At 51.3% G+C, this 24,457-nt stretch carries 22 protein-coding genes; 14 read left to right on the top strand and 8 right to left on the bottom strand.

Features of this window, described 5'->3' with window-relative positions; all coding sequences use genetic code 11:
- Nucleotides 1-146 precede the first annotated feature (146 nt).
- The 8 genes from ACO0LI_RS12630 to ACO0LI_RS12595 form a co-directional block, all read right to left on the bottom strand.
- A complete protein-coding gene (locus ACO0LI_RS12630) occupies nt 147-965 on the bottom strand; it encodes a DUF2145 domain-containing protein (protein WP_423032836.1) in 819 nt (272 codons plus the stop codon).
- Between the two features lie 11 nt (nt 966-976).
- Nucleotides 977-1,408 (bottom strand): hypothetical protein, encoded by a 432-nt coding sequence (locus tag ACO0LI_RS12625; RefSeq protein WP_422953033.1) that lies wholly within the window; start codon nt 1,406-1,408, stop codon nt 977-979.
- Between the two features lie 204 nt (nt 1,409-1,612).
- Complete coding sequence (locus ACO0LI_RS12620; RefSeq protein ID WP_423032835.1) at nt 1,613-3,673, bottom strand: M13 family metallopeptidase; 2,061 nt, start codon at nt 3,671-3,673, stop codon at nt 1,613-1,615.
- A gap of 192 nt (nt 3,674-3,865) precedes the next feature.
- Nucleotides 3,866-4,768: a sulfurtransferase gene (locus tag ACO0LI_RS12615; protein ID WP_422953031.1), complete on the bottom strand. Its 903-nt coding sequence runs from the start codon at nt 4,766-4,768 to the stop codon at nt 3,866-3,868.
- A 48-nt stretch (nt 4,769-4,816) separates the two neighbouring features.
- Nucleotides 4,817-5,296 (bottom strand): GNAT family N-acetyltransferase, encoded by a 480-nt coding sequence (locus ACO0LI_RS12610; RefSeq protein WP_423032834.1) that lies wholly within the window; start codon nt 5,294-5,296, stop codon nt 4,817-4,819.
- A 36-nt stretch (nt 5,297-5,332) separates the two neighbouring features.
- On the bottom strand, nt 5,333-6,142 hold the full coding sequence (locus ACO0LI_RS12605; protein ID WP_423032833.1) for a LytR/AlgR family response regulator transcription factor: 810 nt from the start codon (nt 6,140-6,142) through the stop codon (nt 5,333-5,335).
- 2 nt (nt 6,143-6,144) lie between these two features.
- Nucleotides 6,145-7,284, bottom strand: coding sequence for a sensor histidine kinase (locus tag ACO0LI_RS12600; protein WP_423032832.1), 1,140 nt, complete (start codon nt 7,282-7,284; stop codon nt 6,145-6,147).
- Nucleotides 7,285-7,418: 134 nt separating this feature from the next.
- Nucleotides 7,419-8,660 (bottom strand): CaiB/BaiF CoA transferase family protein, encoded by a 1,242-nt coding sequence (locus ACO0LI_RS12595; RefSeq protein ID WP_423032831.1) that lies wholly within the window; start codon nt 8,658-8,660, stop codon nt 7,419-7,421.
- A 48-nt stretch (nt 8,661-8,708) separates the two neighbouring features.
- Here ACO0LI_RS12595 and ugpQ point away from each other — a divergent pair, with 48 nt between their 5' ends.
- The 14 genes from ugpQ (at nt 8,709) to ACO0LI_RS12525 (ending at nt 24,303) form a co-directional block, all read left to right on the top strand.
- The gene (gene ugpQ, locus ACO0LI_RS12590; RefSeq protein WP_423032830.1) at nt 8,709-9,455 is read left to right on the top strand and encodes a glycerophosphodiester phosphodiesterase; all 747 of its coding nucleotides are present in this window, start codon (nt 8,709-8,711) and stop codon (nt 9,453-9,455) included.
- Nucleotides 9,456-9,561: 106 nt separating this feature from the next.
- Entirely contained in the window at nt 9,562-10,623 is a 1,062-nt protein-coding gene (locus ACO0LI_RS12585) for a MerR family transcriptional regulator (RefSeq protein WP_423032829.1), read from the top strand.
- A gap of 48 nt (nt 10,624-10,671) precedes the next feature.
- A complete protein-coding gene (locus ACO0LI_RS12580) occupies nt 10,672-11,391 on the top strand; it encodes an ABC transporter ATP-binding protein (protein WP_423032828.1) in 720 nt (239 codons plus the stop codon).
- Complete coding sequence (locus ACO0LI_RS12575) at nt 11,388-12,782, top strand: ABC transporter permease (RefSeq protein ID WP_422953023.1); 1,395 nt, start codon at nt 11,388-11,390, stop codon at nt 12,780-12,782. Before ACO0LI_RS12580 ends, ACO0LI_RS12575 begins: the two co-directional genes overlap by 4 nt.
- Before the next feature lie 12 nt (nt 12,783-12,794).
- Nucleotides 12,795-13,586, top strand: coding sequence for an outer membrane lipoprotein-sorting protein (locus ACO0LI_RS12570; protein ID WP_422953081.1), 792 nt, complete (start codon nt 12,795-12,797; stop codon nt 13,584-13,586).
- 2 nt (nt 13,587-13,588) lie between these two features.
- Nucleotides 13,589-14,881, top strand: coding sequence for a hypothetical protein (locus ACO0LI_RS12565; RefSeq protein ID WP_422953022.1), 1,293 nt, complete (start codon nt 13,589-13,591; stop codon nt 14,879-14,881).
- A gap of 168 nt (nt 14,882-15,049) precedes the next feature.
- Entirely contained in the window at nt 15,050-15,394 is a 345-nt protein-coding gene (locus ACO0LI_RS12560) for a hypothetical protein (protein WP_422953021.1), read from the top strand.
- Nucleotides 15,395-15,743: 349 nt separating this feature from the next.
- Entirely contained in the window at nt 15,744-18,356 is a 2,613-nt protein-coding gene (gene alaS / locus ACO0LI_RS12555) for an alanine--tRNA ligase (RefSeq protein WP_423032827.1), read from the top strand.
- The gene (locus ACO0LI_RS12550) at nt 18,335-18,871 is read left to right on the top strand and encodes a GNAT family N-acetyltransferase (protein WP_423032826.1); all 537 of its coding nucleotides are present in this window, start codon (nt 18,335-18,337) and stop codon (nt 18,869-18,871) included. Before alaS ends, ACO0LI_RS12550 begins: the two co-directional genes overlap by 22 nt.
- Before the next feature lie 7 nt (nt 18,872-18,878).
- Complete coding sequence (locus ACO0LI_RS12545) at nt 18,879-19,397, top strand: NUDIX domain-containing protein (protein WP_423032825.1); 519 nt, start codon at nt 18,879-18,881, stop codon at nt 19,395-19,397.
- 336 nt (nt 19,398-19,733) lie between these two features.
- Nucleotides 19,734-19,961 carry a sulfurtransferase TusA family protein gene (locus ACO0LI_RS12540; protein ID WP_162042138.1) on the top strand — a complete coding sequence of 76 codons (228 nt, stop codon included), beginning with the start codon at nt 19,734-19,736 and terminating at the stop codon, nt 19,959-19,961.
- Nucleotides 19,962-20,489: 528 nt separating this feature from the next.
- Nucleotides 20,490-21,242, top strand: coding sequence for an electron transfer flavoprotein subunit beta/FixA family protein (locus ACO0LI_RS12535; protein ID WP_423003499.1), 753 nt, complete (start codon nt 20,490-20,492; stop codon nt 21,240-21,242).
- Between the two features lie 88 nt (nt 21,243-21,330).
- Nucleotides 21,331-22,260, top strand: a complete 930-nt coding sequence (locus ACO0LI_RS12530) for an electron transfer flavoprotein subunit alpha/FixB family protein (RefSeq protein ID WP_423032824.1) — start codon at nt 21,331-21,333, stop codon at nt 22,258-22,260.
- A 252-nt stretch (nt 22,261-22,512) separates the two neighbouring features.
- Nucleotides 22,513-24,303, top strand: a complete 1,791-nt coding sequence (locus tag ACO0LI_RS12525) for an acyl-CoA dehydrogenase (RefSeq protein WP_423032823.1) — start codon at nt 22,513-22,515, stop codon at nt 24,301-24,303.
- Nucleotides 24,304-24,457 lie beyond the last annotated feature (154 nt).

The following is a 24,457-nucleotide window of genomic DNA, read 5'->3' as shown; positions in this document are numbered from 1 at the left end:
AAATGCAGGTGACGGCAGGAGGCAAGGCTTATTCATGACATTTGAATAAGCCTTCTAAAAAATGCTTTTGTGGTTTTTTGAGAGCAGTTCTATGCTGCTCCGGTAGAGATTTTGGAGTTCGATTGCAGAAGGTTTTGCAAATCAGTTTATTGCTTCAGCACGAATTTTTCAGCCTTGCTATCGCGCGACATCATGAATCGAACTATGGATTCAACCGTGACGGTATCGATTTGCCCGGCCATGCGGCGGTCAAATGGATGGTCGTCGAATGCGACGTTGGCGCGGAACATGCGTGCACCCAGGCGTGTCAGGGAAGGGATGTAGATGGTGTCAGGCTTATACGATGCTGACTTCAACCATGCCTGGGCTTGAGTGCGGTTTTCTATGCGCACATCATTGGCTTGCGCTGCGGCGAGAACTTCCAGAGCCCACTGATTCGAGTTCTGGTACATGGTGGAGTAGGCATAGGACAGCATGTTATAGCGCGCCGCATGCAGGTTCTTCGCGCGGCCATCGGCCATCACCTGTTGTATTTTTTGTTGCAGCTCGGTGTTGGGAATGAGGACCAGGGTTTCAAAGGCGAACATGTCGTCCATGAAAAAATTACCCAGACCTTCCCTGAATAATTCTGAATTGGCCGTGCCGCACTGGTTCAGTTCATGCATGACAGACCAGGTGCCATCTGGCAGGCGTTCTATCAGGCCCAGATGGGAATAGCGCAAATTGTACTTGGACAAATCCTGGCCGACGCGGGCGATGATGGCAACATTGGCCTGACTTTCGTCGAGCTTGATCTGGGTCTTGTGCGCAAACTCCAGTGCCTGCATGACTTTCTTGGGATCGTAACTATTTTCCTCGCAAGGGCGACCGGCAAAAGCCGGTGCCGTGCAGGCGAGAGCGATGACGATAAATAGACGCTGAATTATTATCAGAACCTTGGAGGAAGCCAGTGAGCGTGTGCGCATATTAAATTTGATCAGACCTTGTTGTGGTGCATCAGGGCAGTGCCGATTTCATTAGGAATAAACGCCAGCACCTTGCCTGCACTGACCAGCAGATAACCAGTTGTCGTCGCGCTGACTTCCACCACGGCACCGCTGACCAGGCCGACTTTTTCTATGCCCTTGCCAGATAATCTGACGGTAGTGCTGACCGCTTGCGTAGAACCCTTGAGCACGACAGTCACACCATCAGCACCCGCCTTGACGGTATCAACGATCATCTCACCTGAACCAGCCACCATGGAAAAACCGCCAAGCATGATGATGCCCACACCCATGGACAGAGCTTCAGAACCACCAGAAGGGCCGCAAGAAATGCAACCACGGCCAGCGTGTGCAGAAAGTGGCAACAGGCTGCTGGCGCACAGAGCGGCAATCAGGGCGATTTTGCGAATTGGCGTTGTCATCATGTGTCCTTAAATGTAGAAAGTGACTCTACAATAATATAAGACCATAGAATCGCAAGCTATTTGTCATCAGTAGCAAATAGTTACAGAAGAGGTAGTGGAATTTGATACCGGTACGACGATTTTTGAGGAAATTGGATACTGTATATGCTACCTGCCATGACTCTGGATCAGACGATGGCAGGTAGTGGGGCGATAAATGATTTACCAGATACTGACACGCTTATCTGGCGTCAGATACATCTTGTCGCCAGGTTTGACGTCAAACGAAGTATAAAAATCAGGATGATTGACCAGGCTGCCATTGACACGGAATTCTCCAGGAGAATGCAGGTCGGTCTTGACAAGAGCGATGGCGCGCTGTTCGCGTGACTTGCCGCGTCTGGCTTGCGCCAAGCCCATGAACAGGCGTTGTTCGGCTGTCCAGCCATCAATCACAGGTGCAGGCTTGCCTTGCAATGAGAGCTTGTAGGCACGTAATGCCATGACGATGCCCGCATTGTCGGCAATGTTTTCACCCAGGGTCGTTTTCCCATTCAGGAAATAACCTGGAACTGGGCTATACGTCGCATATTGATCAACCAGGCTGGCAGTTTTTTTCTTGAATTTTTCCTTGTCTTCGGCTGTCCACCAGTTGCGCAAATTGCCGTCGCCATCATACTGCGCGCCCTGGTCATCAAATGCATGACTGATTTCATGGCCGATGGAAATGCCCAGTGCACCATAGTTGAAAGCATCTTCTGCAGTGACATCAAACAAAGGTGATTGCAGGCGTGCTGCGGGGAAGACGATTTCATTCATTGTCTCGCTGTAATAGGCATTCACCGTTTGTGGCGTCATATGCCACTCCTCACGGTCTATGGGTTTGCCCAGCTTGGCAACTTCTCTGTCGTGGCGTGCTTTGCGGGCGCGCATGAGGTTGCCGACCAGGTCATCACGCTTGATCGTCAGCCCAGTATCATCCTGCCATTGTCTTGGGTAACCTATCTTGACGCTGATCTTGGATAATTTGATTTGTGCCTGTTTCTTGGTTTCGGGGCTCATCCAGTCCAGAGTTTCTATACTTTGTTTGAAAGCTTCAAGGAAATAGCCCACCATTTTTTCTGTACGTTGTTTGACTTCAGGCGGGAAGTATTTTTCTACATAGATCTTGCCTACGGGTTCACCCAGCAACTGGTCAGTCAGTGCTACACCGCGTTTTTCACGTGTACGGTTTTCCTTCGTACCTGCAATTGTGGCTTCATAGAAGGCAAAGTTTTCATTCACAAAATCAGACGACAGGAAAGGGCTGTAGGAGCGGATCAGGTGCCAGGTGAAATACGACTTCCAGATGTTGAGGCTGAAATTGTTGATGGTGCCATCAAAGCCTTTGATGAAACTGGGTTGTTGTACGACAAGATCATTGATTTTGCCTTGCATGTGGGCTGATTTCAGATACACGGCCCAGTTGAAGGCGGGTGTCATCTTGCTCAATTCAGCAACGGACATTTTGTTATAGGTCTTGACCGGATCGCGGTTTTGTTCGGTTGTCCATTGCACCTTGGCCAACGCGGTTTCCAGTGCGATGATATTGTCGGCCTGTGCTGCTACATTGCTTTTACCAGTCAGTGTCAGTATTTTTTCTATATGTGTCTTGTATTTGGCACGGATGTCGGCCATTTTTGCGTCATCCTGCGACAGATAGTAATCGCGGTTTGGCAAACCCAGCCCACCTTGGGATACAGTCACGGCATATTGGCTGGAGTTGGTGTTGTCCTGGCCTATGCTTAAACGTATCGGGGTGTTGATACCTATCTCATGGAAATGGGCAATCAGGTCATGAATGCCACGCTTGTTTTGTATTTTGGTAATTCGCCCCAATTCATTGTTTAATGCAGTGATGCCCAGGGCATTGAGTTTTTTCTCATCCATGAAACTGGTATAAAGATCACCGATTTTTTGCTTATCCGAACCAGCCAGTTTGTTGCTCTCTTTCGCGGCGCTTTCGACGATGGTACGCAATTGTTGTTGCACATCTTCACGCGCTTTCATGAAAGTACCCCAGTCTGATTTGTCGGACGGGATTTCATTCGCCTTCAACCACGCACCTTGTGCATAGCGATAAAAATCATCCTGCGGGCGCACTGCCTTGTCCATGTCTTCAGGATGTATGCCTGACCCCAAGGCAGATGCTGTGGCAACTGTCGTTGTCTGTGCAGGCTCTGTGGCGTGAACAACATTGGCCAGCAGGCTGAGGGCGAGTGCGCTGAGTAATAAGCGTTTCATAGGGAGTCTCTGGAATAAGATGTTTTACCCGGGCAGCAATGCACTGCAGGATGGGTAGTTTATTTTAAAGTGCTTGAATTTCAATAGACTGCCTGGAGCAGTTGAAGTTCAGTTCGAAAAATAAAAAAAGCATTACTGTATAAACAGTAATGCTTTCGTTTGAAAATTTACTTCAGCAGTCTTCTGTAGCAATCAGGCAGCAGCAGCCTCAGCTTCACTTGCGCCAGTTGCCCCTGTCGATTCTTTCTTGCAATGCGGGCAAGACTTGCCAGAGATATACCAGGGTGACAATTGCTCACGTGGCGTGACAACGGCACGGCAGGCAAAGCATTGCTTGGTGTCTGTAGCTTCCAGTTGCGGGTTCAGCGCCGTGCGGTAGTCAAATACAAAGCAGTCGCCGTGGTAGTGATCGCCACCCACTTCTTCAAAGTATTTGAGGATGCCGCCTTCGAGCTGATAGACACTGTCAAAGCCAACATTCTGCATGTGAATGGCGGCTTTTTCGCAACGTATGCCCCCAGTACAGAAAGTCACTACGGTCTTGTCATTCAAGGCATCGCGGTTGGCTTCGATAACAGCCGGAAACTCTGTGAACTTGGCAATGCGGTAGTCGATGGTATTGTCAAAGCTGCCAACATCGACTTCAAAATCATTACGGGTATCAACCATGACCACGGCTTTGCCATTATCGTCATGGCCCTGGTCCAGCCAGCGTTTTAGCGTGTGGGCATCCACCGCAGGAGCGCGGCCTTCTTCAGGCTTGATCAATGGCATGCGCATGGTGATGATTTCTGCCTTCAGCTTGACCAGGATTTTGGTGAAGGGCTGGTGGTCAGAAAAACTCTCTTTGGCGACCACATCTGCAAAACGCGGGTCCTGGTGCAGCCAGTCCATGTAGGCATCAATCTCATGGCGCAAACCAGCCAGGAACATATTGATGCCTTCTGGCGTCAGCAGTACCGTGCCTTTCAGATTCAGTTCCTTGCATTTATCCAGAAATACCTGGCGTTTTTCAGCGGTGTCATCAAAAGTGATGAACTTGTAGGCAGAAATATTGACGTAGGGTTTATCGGGTGTTTGTATTACAGCAGGCATGATGAAATTCAGTAAGTCATTGATTTGGCAGCATTATAAGCGATTTAATCAGGCTTTTGCGACCAACAGCATCTCGATATGGGGAATATCGTCTTCCAGATAGATGTCAGAAACCGTCTCAAAACCAAAGCTGCCATAGAATTTTTCAAGGTAAGCCTGCGCACCTATACGGATATTGGCGCCAGGGTAGAGTGCATGCAAAGCCTTGATGCCATTTGCAATTAGAGCTTTGCCAACACCGCTGCCACGCCAGTCCTGGGTACTGATGACACGGCCCAGTGAAGCCTCATCAAAACTGATACCAGCAGGGACTATGCGCAGATAGGCCGCCACTTCGCCTTCCGGCGTCCAGGCCGTCAGGTGATGTGAAATTGGGTCTTTGCCATCGACGTCCTGATAGACGCAGTTTTGTTCAATGACAAATACGGCAGAACGTGCCTGCAAGATGGCATGCAGTTGCATATTACTTAATTCATTGAAGCTTGCGCATTGCCATTGTAAATTGTTTATATTTTTGTCTGTACTCATGCCTGCCTCTGCTTGTCCTGGATAAAACGGGATAGCTTACATCTGTCTGAACAAATGTGCATAGACCCGGCTCACCTGCAATTTATCTTCACTGCCTTTGAGCTTCAGTGTGATCTTGCCAGTCTCATCCTTGTTGGCGATTTGTATATGCAAGGTATTGACGACAGTACTGCGGTGGATTTGCCAGAAGATGCTGCTGTCGAGTTGAGGCAATAATTCTCGCAGGCTGCTGCGTATCAGGGATGAATGTTCTCTGGTGACGACATTGATGTATTTGTCAGTCGCTTCAAAATACAGTACATCATCGACATTGATCATGCGTATCTGGTTGCCGACGGCGGCGCGGATGATGCGCAGGCGCTCTGGTTGCGCAGTGCTCACTGGTTGGGCAGTCTGGCCAGGTACGAGATGGCGCAGTTGCTCAAGCACACGCTCAAGTTCATTCGGTCTTTGCGGGCCATCAGCCAGGCGGGCCTGTAATCTTTGTACGGTTTTGTGCAATCTGTCTTCACTGATGGGTTTCAGAACATAGTCCGAGGCTGAGTGTTCAAAAGCTTCGACAGCATATTCATCATAGGCAGTGACATACACGATCAGGGGGAAGGGTTTCTGGTCCGGCCATTCTTCTGCCAGTTCCTGCGAGACATCGAGCCCGGTCTTGCCTGGCATCTTGATATCAAGAAATAGTATGTCAGGTAATTGTGTCAGGGCTTCCTGCACGGCCTCAACGCCATTTTCAGCCATGCTGCAGATTTGCAGTTCCGGCCAGAGTTTGCCCAGCATTTTTTGCAGGGTCAGGGCAAGTATGGGTTCGTCTTCAGCGATCAGGGCGCGTTTGTTTGTCATGGTTATTGTGCTAAGTGTGCTAAGGGAATAATCAAATGGGCAATCGCCCCTTCAGGCGCGTTGGCCGTCAGTGTCAGGCTGGCTTGTGGGCCATACAGGGCAAGCAGACGGTCACGGATATTAGCGTTGCCTACATGTAGTCCGTCGGTGCTCACAACATGACTATCATCGTAATTGAAAGGCAGGCCCAGGCCAGTGTCTATGACTTTCAGGTGCAATTGCCCTGTCACGGCTTCAGCGACGACATGGATGCTGCCGCCTTCCATTTTTGGCTCCAGTCCGTGCTTGATTGCGTTTTCCACTAAAGGTTGCAAGAGCATGGGGGCAATGCTGGTCTGCTGCAAGGCATCGGGCAAGTCCAGCGTGTAACGCAGGCGTTTGCCCATGCGAATGGCGAGTAGTTCCAGGTAAGCTTGCATGAGAGTGAACTCCTGCTTCAGACTGGTTTGTTCAGCACGCGAAGAGCTGAGGGTGTTGCGCAGGTAAATGATCAGTTGCGCCAGCATGTGCTGGGCGCGCTCAGGGTCTATCGCGATCAGGCCCTGCAGATTGGCCAGGGTGTTGAACAGCATATGCGGCTCTATCTGCGCTTGCAGCATTTGTAATTGCGCTTGCAGGGCCTGTTTCTCTATGGCGGCATTCTTGGCTTTTTCTGCCTCGGCAGCGGCGACCAACTCTGCCATTTTCCCCCGGTTCCAGAAAGACCAGGCTGCCACCAGACTGACGATGCAGGTCATGATGACAAAATTGCTCACATGATTCCACTGGAAATGGGAAAAGGCATTGATAGAAAAATTGAGCAGATAGGACGCTATCAGCAGACCGACGAAAAAAGCCAGTGGCGCGACCAGCAGGCACATCAGGTAAAAGCCGATGACATGGGGTTCCTTGTCCCGCCAGATCAACTGCTTTGTACCGTTGATGAGGGTATAGGCAGAAAAGCCTATGAACATGGAAACGGTAACGTTCACGAGCAGGCTGCCACCGGTGCGCAGCACGTAGGTGACTGCAAAGCCGCAGGCCAGATTGATACCCAGCAGACGCGGCATATCCGACAAAATCTTGTAGATGCGCTCGCGCCATGCCGGTGTCAGGCTTGATAACAGGGCAGATACTGTGCGCTGATAATACTGTTTGATCATTGTTTTGCCAGGGAAATAGTGATGGGCATAAGCTTAGCGACTTTGGCGCAGGCTGCGGAGCGCTTTACGATGAAGCCCCGGTTTTTTGTCGCCAGGGTTTGCAAAAACGACGCCTGCTGCCTTGTTGCCATCCGTCAGATGATCTTCTTGCCCTTCAATTCCTCAATTTGCGCTGGCCCATAGCCCAGCAATTCACCCAATACGGCCTGGGTATGCTGGCCCAGCAGGGGCGGGGCACCGGGGGTAATGGTGGGTGTGACTGAAAGCTTCATCGGGCTGGTCAGCAGATCAACACTGCCGGCAGCAGGATGAGGAACCTTGATCTTCATGCCACGCGCCACAACCTGCGGGTCGGCAAATACTTCGTCGAGGCGATTGATCGGGCCGCAAGGTACGCCAGCTTTTTCCAGCAGGTCTATCCATTCCTGTTTGCTCTTGAGCCTGACCATGTTGGCCAGTATCGGCACCAGCACATCCCTGTGTTCTACGCGCTTGGGGTTGGTGCTGAAACGCTGGTCATCTGCAAGCTCTGGCAAGCCACCTATTTGTACAAATTTCTTATACTGACCGTCATTGCCTGCAGCGACGATGATATGGCCGTCAGAAGTCGCAAAGGTCTGATAAGGCACGATATTCGGATGGGCATTGCCCCAGCGCTTGGGGGCATTGCCACTGGCCAGGTAATTCATGTTCATATTGGCCAGCATGGCGACCTGCACATCCAGCAGGGCCATGTCTATGTACTGGCCTTCACCTGTCCTGTCCCTGTGCGTCAGGGCGGCCATGACGGCGATGGTCGAATACATGCCCGTCATCAGGTCAGCAATCGCCACACCGGCTTTTTGCGGGCCGCCGCCAGGTAAATCATCGCGCTCACCCGTCAGTGACATGAAACCGCCCATACCTTGTACGATAAAATCATAACCAGCCCGGTGGGCATAGGGGCCATCCTGGCCAAAGCCAGTGATGGAACAATAGACGAGATCGGGCTTGACCAGCTTCAGTGATTCATAGTCGAGCCCATATTTCTTCAACTGGCCAACCTTGTAGTTTTCCAGCACGACATCAGATTTTGCTGCCAGTTCACGAATGATTTGCTGGCCTTCTGCGGTCGCAATATCGACCGTGATGGCCTGTTTGCCACGGTTGGCGGCAAGGTAATAAGCTGCCTCTGTCGTGTTATTGCCTTCCGCATCGCGCAAGTAAGGTGGCCCCCAGCTACGGGTATCGTCGCCGCTGCCTGGTCGTTCTACCTTGATGACATCAGCTCCCAGATCAGCCAGGTTTTGTGCGCACCAGGGGCCAGCGAGTACCCGCGTCAGATCCAGCACGCGGATATGGCCCAGAGAGGTTTTTTGTAGCGACGGTGTCGGCATCTTCGATTATCCTATTAACATTACTTATCAGCTTATACGGAGCACAAAATGTGGCCCTATCCCAAAGTCATCGCCCATCGTGGTGGAGGAACCCTGGCGCCAGAAAATACGCTGGCTGCGATGCGTTGCGGACAAGAACACGGTTTTGCTGCCGTGGAATTTGATGTCATGTTATCAAAGGATGGCGTTCCTGTGCTCATGCATGATCCTGAATTTGGCAGAACAGTCGCTGGCAGTGGCCGTGTGGCCGATACTTTGGCTGCAGATTTGCAGGCCATGGATGCCGGTAAGTGGTTTGCGGATAACTTCAAGGGAGAGTCAGTGCCCCTGTATGCAGATGTAGTGCGCTTTTGCCGCCAGCATGGGATCTGGATGAATGTCGAAATCAAACCATCACCAGGAGCGGAGGAAGAAACCGGACGGGTAGTGGCAGAACAGACGCAAACCTTGTTCGCTGATGTTGCCGTAGTCGATGCCCTGCATCTGCCTCTGTTTTCTTCATTTTCATTTGCTGCCCTGATGGCCGCCAAGCATGCAGCACCCACCATCCCGCGCGGTTTTTTGATGGACAAGGTTACGCCAGACTGGAAAGCCAGCTTGCAAGAGCTGGCCGCAAAAGCCCTGCATACGAATCACAAACATTTGACGGCAGACACGGCGCGCGAGGTCAAGGATGCCGGATATGGCCTGTTCTGCTATACCGTCAACACACCTGAAAGGGCGACGGAAATACTTCATTGGGGTGTCGATGCCTTTTGTACAGACAGGCTGGATTTGATACCGGCAGATTTTTAGCTTGTAAAATAAGTAATTTTACAGAAAACCCGACAAATCTATTTGAAATTGCTTGACTCTAACGTTACGTCAGACTTTAAGATAGGCCTTTCTACAAGGGCAAGCAATGTTACTCAAGATAGGCGAATTGGCAAAGCGCATAGGCCTGACTATCCGTGCGCTGCATCATTATGAAGAAATAGGGCTGGTGCAACCGTCTTCGCGCACGGCATCAGGTTGTCGTTTATATAACAGGGATGATGTCGCCCGTCTGCACCGCGTGCAGGCGCTGCGAGGTCTCGGGCTGTCACTGGCAGAGACACGCGATATGCTCAATGGTGGCGGCGCAGACTTGCGTCAATTGATACGCCAGCAGATGTGCGCAATAGACAGGCAAATTGCGGATGCGAATGATTTACGCGAGCGCCTGGCTACACTGGAAGAAAAACTGTCTTCAGAAAAAGAGCCGGAGCTTGACGAGTGGCTCAAGACCTTGCGCCTGATGGCGACCCAGCGGCAGTATTTCAGTGCAGAAGAAATTGCCATTTTCCAAAAACGGGCAGCGCAAAACAACTTCAGACAGGAATGGCCCAAGCTGGTGACCGCCGTGCGCAGCCTCATGGAAAATAGCATACCAGCCACTGATATACGAGCCAAAAATCTGGCGCGCGAGTGGATGGACTTATGCAAGACCAGCATGGGGGATGATCCGCGTTTCTTCGTCAAACTCAGCAACATGCACAGGACAGATTTTTCTGCCCAGGCCATCACCGGCATTGATGGTGAATTGCTCGATTATATTTTGCAGGCACTGCATGAGATACGCTGCGATATCTTTGCAAACTACCTGGATCAGGATGAATTGCAGCATTACCGCAAACATGGCCAAAAGAATATGCAGGAATGGCTGAACACATTTGCACAGACCCGGCAACTGATGGAAAGCAAGCCCGCACCTGGCCATCCCGACATCATGAAACTCATGCGCCACTGGCAATGGCTGATTGCTGACACCTGGGGTACGAACCCCGCTACGCATGCAAAAGTCCAGACTGCTCACGAGCAGCATCCAGAGATGCTGGCTGGCAGTGGCTATACAGCAGACATGAAGCAATTTGTCGAACAAGGCATGCTGGCGTTGATGGTCAGCGATATGTCTGCCAATCTGCCGGACCATGCAGCCCGTTGACAACGACCTGGAAGAATTCCATCATTTAATTTTCATACTGGAGTAACTATGTATCCCGTAGTACTGAAGCAAGTCATGAAAACCTATCACCTCGATGCGGTCGATGTGCCCGCACTGGTCGATATCAACCTACAATTGCGGGCTAATTGTTTTACTGTGATTTCTGGCCCTTCTGGCAGCGGCAAAACCACATTGCTGAATCTCATCGGATGCATAGACAGGGCAGACAGTGGCGAAGTGATCGTCGCTGACCAGGCGGTGCATCAAATGTCTGATGATGCCTTGTCAGATTTCCGGGCGCGTCACCTGGGTTTTATTTTCCAGAATTTCAATCTGCTGCCTGTTCTGAATACCTATGAAAACGTCGAATATCCACTGATCCTGGCCAAGGTCGCCGCAGGGGAACGCAAGAAGCGCGTGCTTGACCTGCTGGACGCAGTAGGGCTGGCAGACCGGGCGCAAAACCTGCCAGGTCAATTATCCGGTGGCCAGCGCCAGCGTGTGGCGATTGCGCGTGCACTGGCAACTGAACCCAGGCTGGTACTGGCTGATGAGCCAACTGCCAATCTCGACAGCCAGACCGGTGCTGCCATCATCAGCCTGATGCGCAAAATGCAGCGTGAGCGCCATGTCTCCTTCGTATTTTCTTCTCATGATCCGCAGGTACAGGCCGAGGCAGATGACACGATATTCATCCGTGATGGTCGCATCGTGAATATAGAACGGCAGGCAGAACAAAAAAATGTTGCGATGGAGTTGAATGCATGAAGACTTTTTCCTTAGCTCTGCGCAACCTGCTCAGAAACCGTCGCCGTTCATTGACAACCCTGCTGGCCATGGTGGTGGGCCTGACTGCTATCCTGTTGTTTGGCGGTTACCGCTCGAATATCACCTATGGCATGGAAACCGGTTTTATCCAGGGCAGCGGCCACTTGCAAATCCAGCGTCAGGGTTATTTCCTCGAAGGTGGCGATAATCCTACCGCCTATGGTATCGCTGATTATCAGCACATCATTGATCTCGTCAAACAGGATAAGGAACTGGCCTCCATGCTGGTGGTGGTGACGCCAACCTTGCAGCTTGGTGGTCTGGCCGGTAATTTTTCTGCAGGTGTTTCACGTTCGGTACTGGCTTTAGGCGTCGTTGTACCTGAGCGCAACCAGATGCTGAACTGGAATGACTACGGCATGCAAAGCTATGCCAAGCCCCTGCCTTTGAATGGCAGCAACCCCGATGCAGTGGTCATAGGAGAGGGCGTCGCGCGCAAGATCAAATTGTGCAAGGCCTTGCAGGTACCAGACTGCAAGCAGGATGACACAGTTGTCGCTCCCGCCGACAATAGCGCCCAGGCCCCCGGTGATATCGCAGCGCTGTCCGCACTGGAGCAGGGCAATACCGTCAAGGAAGAGGGCACCCGAATAGAAATGCTGGCAGCAACTTCACATGGTGCGCCGAATGTTGCCAGCCTCAGTGTCATCACCGCCAGGAACATGGGCATCAAGGCACTCGATGATGTGTACATGGCCATGCATTTGAGTCAGGCACAAAAGCTGATTTATGGTAATAGCACGGCACAGGTAACCGCGATACAGATACAGTTGAAACATACATCGCAGATGCCAGCAGCGCGCGCCCGTCTGCAACAATTGCTGGACCAGAATGTCAAGGGGCAGGCGCTGGAGCTGCTGGATTTCAAGGTACTCAACCCCATGTATGGCCAGACGGTGCAATTCATGAATTCCATGTTCGGCTTTATCTCCATACTGATAGGCGTGATTGTCCTCTTCACTATCGGCAATACCATGAGCACTGCCGTGGTAGAACGCACGGTTGAAATAGGCACCTTGCGCGCCATGGGTTTGCGTCGTTCTGGCTTGCGCAGGCTGTTCCTGTGTGAAGGTGTGTTGCTGGGCGCGATAGGTGCGGTATGCGGTCTGCTTGGCTCACTGGTGATCGCTTATCTGATCAACAACAGCGGTGCAGCGTGGACACCGCCAGGTTACTCCTATGCCTACCTGATACAGGTGCGGGTATGGCAAGATATCCCTTTACTGATAGGCAGTATTATTGGTCTTTTGCTGGTGACGGTGATCTCGGCCTGGTTGCCAGCTAACCGGGCATCGAGACTCATGATTGTTGATGCACTGAGGCATGTATAAGGATAAGGAATGATGATGAAAACTTTGAAGACTTACGCAGTTTTTCTTGCCTTGGCTGGCCTGATGATGGGTGCCGCGCAGGCAGTACAGGCAGCTCAGAGCCCGCAAGAGATACTGGCTGCCAGTGATGTGGTGCGCAATCCTGATCATCCGTTTGGCCTGACCAATACCCTCATCGAATACCGTGCCGGTAAACAGACGGATACCAGCACCTTGTCCATCTATTCCAAGGCTGATCCTAACAGCGGCCAGTTCCGCAGCCTGATACGCTATGTTGCGCCAACCAGGGACGCCAACAAGCTGATACTCTTCAGCGGCAAGGACCTGTGGTTTTACGACCCCAGCAGCAAGGCCAGCATACGCATGTCACCGCAACAGCGCCTGTTGGGCCAGGCATCGAATGGTGATGTGGTGACAGTCAACCTGGCCAAGGATTACCAGGCCGTGAGTGCGGTAGAAGAAGACACTCAGGACGGCGACCGCCAGACCAAACATTGCAACAAGTTGAGCATGAATGCCAGCACGCCGGACGCCACTTATCATCACATCGACATGTGGATAGAGGTGGGTAATAATCACCCGGTCAAGGCCAAGTTTTATACCGAAAGCGGCAAGCTGCTCAAGACGGCCTACTACCGCCGTTATGAAAAACAGTTAGGGATAGACAGACCGACAGAGACCGTCATCATTGATGGCCTGGACCCAAGCTGGGTGACGGTGATGCGTTACTCCAGCCTGGTCAAGCGTGAAGTGCCTGACCAGTGGTTGCAGCGCGATTATCTGCCACGCTTCAAACCGGAATGACGATGCGCCGCAAACCATCTTCATTCAAACCCGGTATTTGTGCCTTGATGGGTTTGCTGGCAATGAACGCTTATGCCCAGCAAGATCCCGACCTAGATGCATTGAAAGTTGCGGATCAGATGCCCAATACGGTTGAGCAGCCCCGCAACTGGCGTCTGTTTGTTGAGGCAGGGGCTGGCGCTAATCGTGCGCGTCTTGACGGCAGCAGCCAACAATTCCAGCGCCTGTCGCTGGATCTGCAATATGACAATTCCTTTGCGCCAGGCTGGCGCGCGGTACTGTCTGATCGTCTTGATGTGAGCTGGCCGCCACAGGCCATCGGGTTGCCGCATGACATTAATACAATCAAAGAAGCCTACCTGAGCTGGCAAGTGCAGACCGATCAGATACTGGACCTCGGACGCATCAACGCACGCAATGGCGTGGCGCTCGGTTATAACCCTACCGACTATTTCCGCACATCTGCATTGCGGTCTGTGGTGTCGGTAGATCCTGCGAGTCTCAAGGAAAACCGTCAGGGCAGTATCATGCTGCGGGGGCAAAAACTGTGGAGTGGCGGTTCTTTGACTGCGCTGTATTCACCCAAACTGGCTGACGAGCGCAATTACTCCAGCTTTAGCCCTGATGTTGCCGCCACCAATGGGCAAGACCGCTGGTTGCTGACTTTGAGCCAGCAAGTGATGGACGGCATTACGCCACAGCTTTTGCTGTACAAGGCAGAAAAACAGCCGGTGCAAATCGGCTTGAACCTCACGGCCTTGCTCAATGATTCCACCGTCGTGTTTGCCGAATGGTCGGGCGGGCGCAGCCAGTCCAGCTTTGCACAAGCCATGCGACAAATCGGAATAACTTATCCTGATGACAGTGTGTTTCGCAATCATAGCGCGACTGGCCTGACCTATACCACCAGCAACAAGATATCGCTGACAGCCGAACTCGAATACAACGGCGGTGGCCTGGACCAGGAAAAATGGAATAGTCTGGGGCAGGCTTCCCTACAAAGTTATGGCATTTACCGCCGTTACCTGCAGGGTGTGCAAGAGACACCTGCCAAGCGCACAGTCTTTGTCTATGCAAGCTGGCAAGATGCGCTGATCAATCACCTGGACCTGACAGCGATGAGCCGCTATGACCTAGCAGATTCCAGCCGCATGTCATGGATGGAGGCGCGCTACCACCTGAAGCACACAGAGTTCGCGCTGCAATGGCAGCGCAACAGCGGCAAGAGCCTGAGCAATTACGGCGCTGCACCGCAAATGCAAAGCTGGCAATTGCTTGCGCGTTATTATTTTTAGCCTGTTACAAGGATTTTTAGTCTGTTACAAGACTGCGGTGGTGGTTACCAGCACTTACATCGATTACATTTTTTGCCGTCATCGGAAAAAGCAGCGACTTCGTTATAGGTGCATGGGCAGCGTGCTCATATCGACCCAGGAAGCCTACTTTTAATCAAAGGAATACTCATGAAATCCATCAAGCTCGCCGCCGCCCTTGCTACTACCCTTGCCCTGACGTTGGTTGCCGGTTCTGTTTTTGCCCAGGACCCGGCAACGCCAAATGTAGAAAAACGTCAGGACAGACAACAAAAACGCATCGCCAAGGGCGTTGAAAGCGGTGCTTTGACAGCAAAAGAAGCCAGCAATCTGGAAAAACGTGAAGCCAAGATAGAGGGTGATAAACAGGCTGCCAAGGCAGATGGCGTAGTGACACCGGCTGAGCGCGCCAAACTCGAACACGAAGAAAACCGCGCCAGCAAGAAAATCCGTAATAAAAAGCACAATGCCAGTGCGGCAACGACGACTAACTAAGTTAAGAGCCAAAGCTGAACAGGCAAGCAAAACCGCTGGTAGATACCAGCGGTTTTTTCTTTGCTGCGGTGCGGATTGTGGTGTTATCTAACAGTTGTTAGACGTAGTTGGATGGTGTTTTTGCAACACTGCTACCATGGCTTTTTTTCCTGCTTCTTCTCTACGTCCCCTCCTGGTTTTCTCTGTGACTCTGTGTCTCAGTGTTGAGAGGTCTTGAAGTTTTGAAGTCATTTTCAGGCAAGCTTGCCTACTTACCATCATCTCACTAGCATATCCGGCTTAATTTATACCGTATAATCGGTGGTTACAACCCTTATTACACCCATTTTTCAGCTTAGAACCATCATTTATGAACTCGTCAGAAATCCGCGATAAATTCCTTAGCTTTTTCGAATCCAAGGGCCATACCCGTGTGCGCTCTTCCAGCCTGATACCCGGCAATGATCCTACCCTGCTGTTCACCAACTCCGGTATGGTGCAGTTCAAGGATGTGTTCCTCGGCCAGGACAAACGTGCCTACACCCGTGCCACGACAGCGCAACGCAGCGTACGTGCTGGCGGTAAACATAATGATCTGGAAAATGTGGGTTACACCGCGCGTCACCACACTTTCTTTGAAATGCTGGGCAATTTCTCTTTCGGCGATTATTTCAAGAAAGACGCGATTCACTATGCATGGGAATTGCTGACGACGGTCTATGGCTTGCCAAAAGACAAGTTGACCGTCACCGTCTATCAGGAAGATGACGAAGCCTACGATATCTGGAAAAACGAAATCGGCGTACCGGTAGAGCGCATCATCCGCATCGGCGACAACAAGGGTGCGCGCTATGCATCCGACAATTTTTGGCAAATGGCTGACACCGGCCCTTGCGGCCCTTGTACCGAGATTTTCTATGACCACGGTCCGGAAATCTGGGGCGGCCCTCCAGGCTCGCCAGATGAAGACGGCGACCGCTTCATTGAAATCTGGAACCTCGTGTTCATGCAGTTCAACAAGGATGAGGCAGGTGTCCTGAATCCTTTGCCTAAACCATGCGTGGATACCGGCATGGGCCTGGAGCGCCTGTCTGCAGTCTTGCAGCATGTGCATTCCAACTATGAAATCGATACTTTTCAGAACCTGATCAAGGCTGCAGCGCGCGAAACCGGCTGCACTGATCTGGAAAATAATTCCCTGCGCGTGATTGCGGATCATATTCGCTGTGCTTGTTTCTTGATCGTTGATGGCATCATCCCTGGCAACGAAGGCCGTGGCTATGTGCTGCGCCGTATTACCCGTCGCGCTTTGCGTCATGGTCACAAGCTGGGTCAGAGCCAGCCTTTCTTCTACAAACTGGTACCTGATCTGGTCAAGGAAATGGGCGTTGCCTACCCTGAATTGACAGAAATGGCGGATCGGGTTGCTCAGGTGCTTAAGCAGGAAGAATTGCGCTTCGGTGAAACACTGGGCAACGGCATGAAGATTCTGGAGGCCGCCCTTGTCAAAGACAGTAAAAATCTTGATGGCAAAACAGCCTTCACTTTGCATGACACTTATGGCTTCCCGCTGGATCTGACCGCAGATATTTGCCGTGAGCGTAATGTCGTGCTGGATGAGGCTGGTTTCCATGAGTGTATGGCGATACAGAAGAAGGGTGGACAAGATAACGACGACTTCAAAATGGCTGCTGCAATTGAGTACAGTGGCGAAAAGACAAAATTCGTCGGTTACGATCAATTGCAACATGAAGCCAAAGTGATCGCCCTGTACGTTGATGGCACAGCTGTCAATGAAATCAAGGCGGGCCAAAAAGCGATTGTCGTCCTTGATACCACACCTTTCTATGCAGAATCAGGTGGCCAGGCTGGCGACTCTGGCGTGTTGGTTGGTGTAGATGGTGCAGTGTTTGAAGTGAATGACACCAGAAAAATCCAGGCAGACGTATTCGGCCATCACGGCGTATTGAAATCCGGCAGTCTGGCTATTGCACAGAATCTCAAGGCAGAAGTGAACCAGGAAATCCGCGCACAAACCATGCGCAATCACTCTGCCACGCATTTGATGCACAAGGCCTTGCGCGAAGTATTGGGCAGCCATGTCTCACAAAAAGGCTCTTTGGTGGATGTGGAAAAAACCCGCTTCGACTTTAGCCACAATGGTCCTATGACTGCGGATGAAATCCGTCAGGTAGAGACCATTGTCAACCGTGAAATTTTGGCGAACGCCGCTACACAGGCGCAAGTCATGGGCTATGACGACGCGGTCAAGCATGGCGCCATGGCGCTGTTCGGTGAAAAATATGGCGATGAAGTGCGCGTGCTCGACATCGGTACTTCCCGCGAATTGTGCGGTGGTACTCACGTGTCCCGTACTGGCGATATCGGTTTGTTCAAGATCGTTGCTGAAGGCGGTGTTGCTGCCGGTATCCGCCGTGTAGAAGCCGTGACTGGTGAAGTTGCGCTGGCGCTGGTACAAAACCTGAACAGCCGCATCAATGAAGCTGCAGCAGCCCTGAAAACCCAGCCAGAAGAACTGACGCTGCGTATCGGGCAAGTGCAGGATCATGTCAAGGCGCTGGAAAAAGAACTGGCAACACTGAAATCAAAAATGGCTTCCAGTCAGGGCGATGATCTGGTGAACCAGGCGGTCGATGTCAAAGGCATCAAGGTGCTGGCAGCCACGCTGCAAGGCGCTGACGTGACAGCCCTGCGTGAAACCATGGACAAGCTCAAAGACAAGCTGAAAACAGCAGCTATTGTGCTGGCAGCTGTCAATGACGGCAAAGTCAGCCTGATTGCCGGTGTAACGGCGGACAGCACATCCAGAATCAAAGCGGGTGACCTGGTCAACTTTGTAGCCCAGCAAGTCGGCGGCAAAGGCGGTGGCCGTCCTGATATGGCGCAAGCGGGTGGCACGGATGCTAGCGGTCTGACAAAAGCCTTGGAGGGTGTGACTGAATGGGTAACTTCACGTCTATGATACATATACGCCGTGCTGAAGTTTCAGATGCGGCCCAACTGCAAAGGGTGTTCGCCAGTGGCGGCACCTATGCAGGTACTTTGCAACTGCCGCATCCCACAACAGAGATATGGCAAGAGCGGCTGGAAAAGGCTGACCCCAATGATACCCGCCTGGTCGCCATCTATGATGGTGTGGTGGTGGGTATGGCCAGCCTGCATATGGAAAAAAAGCAAAGACGTAGTCACGTTGCCTCGCTTGGCATGGGTGTGGCTGACTCTTTTTCTGGACGCGGCATAGGCACTGCGCTGCTGACCGAGTTACTGAATTTATCGGATAACTGGCTTAATCTCCTGCGCATAGAATTGACCGTGTTTTGCGACAACACTGCGGCCATTCATTTGTATAAAAAATTTGGCTTTGAAAAAGAGGGCACCATGCGTGCCTATGCTTTTCGCAATGGCCAGTATGTCGATAGTTATGCCATGGCGCGTCTGCATCCCAAGCAGGCGATGATACCGTTGAGGGAAACCTGAGGTCAGCATGGAATTGAAGTTTTGCCCGGTTTGTGCCATATCCCTGATAGAACGTCCCGATGAACAGGAAGCAGGCAAGCTCAGGCTGGCCTGTCCTGAGGGGCACTGGACCCATTGGGACAATCCCCTGCCTGTATTGGCTGCTCTGGTCGAATTTGAAGACAAAATACTGCTGGCACGCAATGCTGCCTGGCCAGAAAACACTTTTGCCCTGATCACTGGCTTCATGGAGCGTGGCGAAACCCCGGAGCAGGGCGTGGCCCGCGAACTCAAGGAAGAAACCGATCTTGATGCGGACGAAATCACCCTGATTGGCGTCTATGAGTTCATCAGAAAGAATGAACTCATCATTGCCTATCACGTCAAGGCATCTGGCACAGTCAGCCTCTCGCCAGAATTGCTGGAGTACCGTCTTATAGAACCCGAAAAACTCAGGCCCTGGAATGCCGGTACTGGTCACGCCATGGCTGACTGGATGCGTAAGCGTGGCCTGGAACCTGTGTACAGAGAGTGGGAAAGTAAATAGCTTGGGTCTTTTGCAATGCAAAACAATGTGCGGGCTATTAGACTAAATGCATGCAGATTTATGTGTAATTACTAATAAAAAAAACAGTTTAACAATTGTTTTGGTGAAATACCTTCAATAAGTAAGCCAGGAGTAAGTTTACTGTCTAAGATGAGAGTGTAGGCTGTAGACGAAAATTCTTTGGTTTTGCACCATTTCAGTGCGGAAACTTTTTAAAATATTTGGTCTTTTGTTGTTAGTCTGCTGCGATGCACCATACGAATGAAAATTCCGGTAGAATTGGTGCATCAATTGTCGGGCGAATTAGCTTACTCAATTTGTATTACTGGGGAAATCATGCAATTCAATAAAGAACTGGATGCGCGCGGACTGAACTGTCCTCTTCCAATTTTAAAAACCAAGAAGGCGCTGGCCGAGATGCTCACTGGTGAAGTGTTGCATGTGCTGGCGACTGATCCTGGTTCGGTAAGGGACTTCAAGGCCTTTTCCAAGCAAACCGGCAATGAACTGTTGTCGCATCAGGAAGGCAGCAAAGAGTTTGAGTACTTCATCAAACGCAAATAAGTCGTATAGTTTGCTCAGTCTGCTTACCCGTCGGCAAAGCAGCGCATAAAAAACCCGCGATCCTGTTGCGGGTTTTTTCATTTCTGTAAATCAATTTATCACTTATTTCCCACTCGATTCAGCTTGAATCCGTCTTATACAGGTGCGTAATTCATTATTGGATTAGGCATTCTGCTCTAGTGGCAAAGTGGATTAAAAAGAACGCTCGTGCTAAATTGTGCAAAATCTTGATGTTTTCGTTTTATAATCAATAGAATTTACGTATACGTCAATTTGCAGGTGTGAAAGCGCAGTAATATTAGAGACTTAATGCGAGACTTAACACGAGTCTTAGTTGAGTTTTAATTCAGTACCCAGGCCTGTGAGGTCGTACTTAATGCAGAAGCTCGACGGACTTTCTTACTCGCAAGCAAAGTGATGGAACGTCAGGCAGCAAATTTTCAGTATCAAGCTTTAAAATTCGTATCAAGTTTCGTATAAATCGGTATTAAATTCGGTATTCCCCAATTAGCTCATAAAGGCAGAACTATGAAAGTCTTGGTACCAGTCAAACGCGTCGTCGATTACAACGTCAAAGTACGTGTTAAATCTGATGGCTCTGGCGTTGATATCGCCAACGTTAAAATGTCCATGAACCCATTTGATGAAATCGCTGTTGAAGAAGCGACTCGTTTGAAAGAAGCGGGCGTAGTGACCGAGGTTATCGCTGTTTCTTGTGGCGTGGCGCAATGCCAGGAGACCCTGCGGACAGCAATGGCAATTGGTGCTGACCGCGGCATCCTGGTCGAAAGCGATGCAGAACTGCAACCGCTGGCCGTTGCTAAATTGCTCAAGGCACTGGCTGACAAAGAACAACCACAACTGATCATCCTCGGCAAACAGGCAATCGATGATGACAGCAACCAGACTGGCCAGATGCTGGCAGCCCTGCTGGGCTGGCCGCAAGCGACTTTCGCTTCCAAAGTCACGGTTGCTGATGGTAAGGCCACAGTCACCCGTGAAGTAGACGGCGGTCTGGAAACACTGTCACTGACACTGCCAGCCATCATCACTACAGACTTGCGCTTGAATGAGCCACGTTATGTGACTTTGCCTAACATCATGAAGGCCAAGAAAAAACAACTGGACAATGTCAAACCGGCAGACCTGGGTGTGGACGTTGCTTCCCGCGTCAAGACTTTGAAAGTGGTAGAGCCACCAAAACGCAGCGCCGGTATCAAAGTGCCTGACGTAGCGACCCTGGTTGCCAAGCTGCGCAATGAAGCCAAGGTTATTGGCTGATAGCTTTCAGCTTTCATAAAGGCAGAATTTAAGAATAATTTTTGTTGTCGGGATATTGATCCTGGCAACACATCAAGTGGAAGACATCATGACTACACTCGTCATCGCTGAACACGACAACGCTGGCCTCAAGGGCAGCACATTGAATACCATCACTGCTGCTGCACAATGCGGCGCAGATGTACACGTACTGGTTGCTGGCCACAATGCTGGTGCAGTAGCACAAGCCGCAGCACAAATCGCAGGAGTCAGCAAAGTATTGCATGCAGATGCAGCGCATTTTGCTGATGGTTTGGCAGAAAACATTGCCGAGCAAGTATTGGCAATCGCTTCTGGCTACAGCCACATCCTGGCACCGGCAACTGCCTACGGCAAAAACATTTTGCCACGCGTAGCTGCCAAGCTCGACGTTTCGCAAATCTCTGAAATCACCAAGGTAGATAGCCCCGACACTTTCGAGCGTCCTATCTACGCTGGTAACGCCATTGCGACTGTGCAATCGACAGATGCGATCAAGGTCATCACTGTACGTACAACTGGTTTTGATGCTGCGGCTACAGGTGGTTCTGCTGCCGTAGAAACTGTTGTTGCAGTTGCTGACTCTGGCAAATCTGCTTTCGTTTCGCGCGAAGTGGCCAAGTCTGACCGTCCTGAGCTGACAGCCGCCAAAGTCATCGTTTCCGGTGGCCGTGGCATGGGTTCTGGCGAAAACTTCAAAATTCTGGAACCGCTGGCTGACAAGCTGGGTGCAGCCATGGGTGCATCCCGCGCTGCGGTGGATGCAGGCTTTGTACCGAATGACTGGCAAGTTGGCCAAACCGGCAAGATCGTTGCTCCGCAACTGTACATCGCCGTTGGTATCTCTGGCGCGATCCAGCATCTGGCCGGTATGAAAGATTCCAAAGTCATCGTGGCGATTAACAAAGATCCAGAAGCGCCGATTTTCTCGGTAGCTGATTATGGCATCGTTGGCGATCTGTTTGATATCGTTCCACAGTTGGTAGCTGAACTGGGCTAAAAAGGAACCCCTGATTAAGCTACTGCGCGACGCTATTTTGGGCCTGCGATGCTCGCCGTACAGTCGTACGACTGCGCTTCCGGGTTTTCAATGAGCCAAACTAACGTCGCTCGCTACGCTTACTCAGGGTTTCCTTGATTTACGTAATTTGTTGGTCACCTTGGTGACCTGATTGGGGCAGGTAAGCGGTTTATCGCATTCTTTTTGGCGATCTTCCTGACCTGCCCCTTTTTCTTTTTTTGGGATACAAAAATGAGCTATGTTGCCCCCGTCAAAGACATGCTGTTCATCATCAATGAACTGGCTGGTCTAGCTGAAGTCAGTGCCTTGCCTGGTTGTGAAGATGCGACGGCAGAAACCGTAGAAGCGGTGCTGGAAGAAAACGCCAAATTTGCCGGTGAAGTGGTGGCCCCATTGAACTGGCCAGGCGACCAGGCACCGAGCTACTGGAAAGACGGCGAAGTCTTCACCACCAAGGGTTTCAAGGAAGCCTTCAAGATGTTTGGCGAGGCAGGCTGGCAGGGCGTGCAGCACCCGCAAGAATTTGGCGGCCAGGGCTTGCCCAAGCTGGTGGCGACACCCTGCATAGAAATGTTGAATGCGGCCAGCATCTCGTTTGCGCTTTGCCCGCTGCTGACAGACGGTGCGATTGAAGCCCTGCTGACTGCTGGCACAGACGAACAAAAAGCCATTTACCTGGAAAATCTGATTTCCGGTAAGTGGACTGGCACGATGAACCTGACCGAGCCACAAGCCGGTTCTGACCTGGCGATGGTACGCAGCCGTGCCGTGCCTCAAGGCGATGGTACTTTTAAAGTCTACGGTACCAAGATTTTCATCACCTATGGTGAACACGATATGGCAGAAAATATCGTCCACCTGGTGCTGGCACGTACACCTGATGCGCCAGAAGGTGTCAAAGGTATTTCCCTGTTCATCGTGCCCAAGTTTTTGGTCAATGCCGATGGCAGCCTGGGTGCGCGCAATGATGCACACTGTGTATCGATAGAACACAAGCTGGGCATCAAGGCCAGCCCGACTGCGGTATTGCAGTTCGGCGACAACGGCGGCGCGATAGGCACGCTGGTCGGTGAAGAAAACCGCGGCCTTGAATATATGTTCATCATGATGAATGCCGCCCGTTTTGGCGTTGGCTTGCAAGGCATAGGCGTGGCAGAACGCGCTTATCAAAAGGCAGTGCAATACGCCAAAGACCGCGTGCAGTCACGTGACCTGGCAGGCTCTGCTGGCCCGGTTGCCATCATCAATCACCCTGATGTACGCCGCATGCTGATGTCCATGCGTGCCCAGACCGAGGGTGCGCGCGCACTGGCCTACGTCGCTGCCGGTATCAGTGACTTTGCCCATCACCATGCAGATGCTGCAGTACGCAAGGCCAACCAGGCCAAGTATGAATACCTGGTACCTATCGTCAAAGGCTGGTCGACAGAAATGTCGCTGGATGTCACATCTACTGGCGTACAGGTTCACGGCGGCATGGGTTTCATCGAAGAAACCGGTGCGGCACAACATTACCGTGATGCCAAGATTTTGACTATCTATGAAGGTACTACAGCCATCCAGGCAAATGACCTGGTAGGCCGCAAAACTTCACGCGATGGCGGTGCCACAGCTAAAGCCTTTATTGCTGACATGCGTGCGACAGAAGCACAATTAACGGCGATCGGTTCTGTTGATGCACTGGCGATACAGCGCCAACTGGCAGCGGGTACTGCAGCGCTGGAAGACGTGGTTGATTATGTCGTCACCAACTTCAAGCAAGACATCAAGGGCGTGTTTGCAGGCAGTGTCCTGTACCTCAAACTGGCAGGCATCGTTTTCGGTGGCTGGCAAATGGCACGTGCTGCCATCATCGCCCAGCAAAAACTGGATGCAGGCGAGGGCGATGCCGCTTTCCTGAAAGCCAAGATCTCAACTGCCCGCTATTTTGCTGACCATATCCTGTCGGCAGCACAAGGTTTGCGTTCTGCGATTGTCGATGGTAGTGCGGGTGTCATGGCTTTGTCTGAAGACCAGTTCTGATGGTAATTGTAGTAAAACGCTAGCAAGTTAAATAAATAAGGTAATCCCCCGGCTCTGCCGGGGGACTCCTCAAGGTTTGACCTATACGGCGGTCGGTTTGAAACTTCTATCTCTACCAAAAGAAGGAGTTTCAAGATGAAAGAGTATCAAAGTT

The organism is Undibacterium sp. Tian12W, assembly GCF_049339405.1.
Lineage (GTDB): Bacteria > Pseudomonadota > Gammaproteobacteria > Burkholderiales > Burkholderiaceae_D > Undibacterium.
The sequence above is the reverse complement of the archived record's forward strand: the minus strand, read 5'-3'. Positions and strand labels throughout refer to the sequence as shown.